Here is a 1,758-nt window from a genome sequence, read left to right as displayed (position 1 = left end):
CTGACACGGGAATCAGTACTAAGGCTTTAAACATGGGATTATTTGATGGATTTCAACAAATTCCAATATAGGGAGTAGGGAGTAGGGAGTAGGGAGTAGGGAATCGGGAATCGGGAATCGGGAGTCGGGAATCGGGACAGCCCCCCGAGGGAGGATACGGGCAAGATGCCCGTTCCACCAAGATGCCTGTTCCACCAAGATGCCCGTTCCACCAAGATGCCTGTTCCACCAAGATGCCCGTTCCACCAAGATGCCCGTTCCACCAAGATGCCCGTTCCACAGGTGCGACCCGAACGCACCCCGCATCGGCTTTGCCGAAAGGTGCGACCCAAGGGCGCGAGCAATCCCTCGCGCCCTTGGAGGCGCGCACCGCTACGCGAATTTAATTCTTAATGGGTCAAGGGTACCTAAAAGATGCCCGTTCCACCCACCAGGTCAAAGAGCTTTTAGGAGATGCAGCTGTTAGTTTTGTCTTAGCAATAATAGACTTCGCGGCAGTTGTCGGGAACAGGGAACAGCGGATATGGGAACAGTGGACAATAATTGAGACAAACACTATCAGAAAACTACTTTTGCAAGAGGTCTAATGTTGAACTGTTACCAATAGTTTTTGAACATTCAACACTATTTATAGTTACTTTATAGTTACTTTATAGTTACTTTATAGTTACTTTAAGCTGTTCACCATTTAGATTAGGATACCTAAATTTGTCAAAGGAAACAGGCAACAGGGAATGGGGAATAACCAATTTAAATGCCGATCAGCTTATAGTTACTACTTATATAGCAATTCTCGTATTAATCAGGTACACACACCGATTTTTTACTTCTTTGCTGATCCGTTAGCGTTCGCGCAGCGTGGCCCACGGCCTCAGTCCCTAAAACCCCCCGACAGGGAACTAACTTAATAGACTAAGTTAATAGACCTCTATCCTTAATACTGGTCTTGGGGTAGTTATCAGGATTATTCCCTACAGGATTCTTCTGAAGTAGGGAATAGGGAATAGGGAGTAGGGAGTAGGGAATAGGGAGTAGGGAGTAGGGAACAGGGAATAGGGAGCAGGGAACAGGGAATAGGGAATAGGGAATAGGGAAAAATTCTGTTTACCTCAGGTGCGACTTGTGGCGAATTAAATTCGCCAAGGTCAAGGGCATCTAATAGTTAGGAAAAACGCTGTAAGAGAATAAACGTTATTCCTACAGTCACTAACTAATCGCCTCCGAATGGGTCAAGCGAACCTAATAGTTATGAAAAACGCTGTATAGCAATTTTCATGACGAGTAAGCGAAATTGCTGATTTTTTTAAGGCAAAAGGCAAAAGGCATGCATGCTAGAGCGATGCATTCCTGCTCCGTTGGCGTTTGGCCGTAGGCCACGCTAGGCTAACGCGCAGGGTTGGGCAAAGCCCTAAAGCGTGGCCTACGGCCTTAGTCCCTACTCCCTACTCCCTTTTTTTTATTTGATAGCGTTCAAATAAATATAGTGTTTTCCATACTTATGAGATATATTCAAGTTTGTTACCCCGACTCCTGACTCCTGACTCCCTACTCCCTACTCCCTAAAATTCAGTAATTTTTACCTCCACTAATTTATAAATTAAACATATATTAATTCCATCAATAATAATAACTTTTTAAAAAATATTTTGAAATTAAATAAATACAAAAATGAAATTATTCCTGATGTTATATTCAAGGTTAGTAGAAGTGATACGAGAACTAAATCGAGTTGATTATTGATCAGCTAATAAGAGAAAA

At 43.1% G+C, this 1,758-nt stretch carries 2 protein-coding genes; both read right to left on the bottom strand.

Going from position 1 to position 1,758, the window contains the following annotated elements; genetic code table 11:
- Positions 1-38: 38 nt before the first annotated feature.
- Positions 39-344, bottom strand: coding sequence for a hypothetical protein (locus F6K53_RS39935; protein WP_293085581.1), 306 nt, complete (start codon positions 342-344; stop codon positions 39-41).
- 53 nt (positions 345-397) lie between these two features.
- Entirely contained in the window at positions 398-556 is a 159-nt protein-coding gene (locus F6K53_RS39930) for a hypothetical protein (RefSeq protein ID WP_293072597.1), read from the bottom strand.
- Positions 557-1,758: the final 1,202 nt, after the last annotated feature.

The sequence above is a fragment of the Moorena sp. SIO4A1 genome (genome assembly GCF_010672065.1).
Lineage (GTDB): Bacteria > Cyanobacteriota > Cyanobacteriia > Cyanobacteriales > Coleofasciculaceae > Moorena.
The sequence above is the reverse complement of the archived record's forward strand: the minus strand, read 5'-3'. Positions and strand labels throughout refer to the sequence as shown.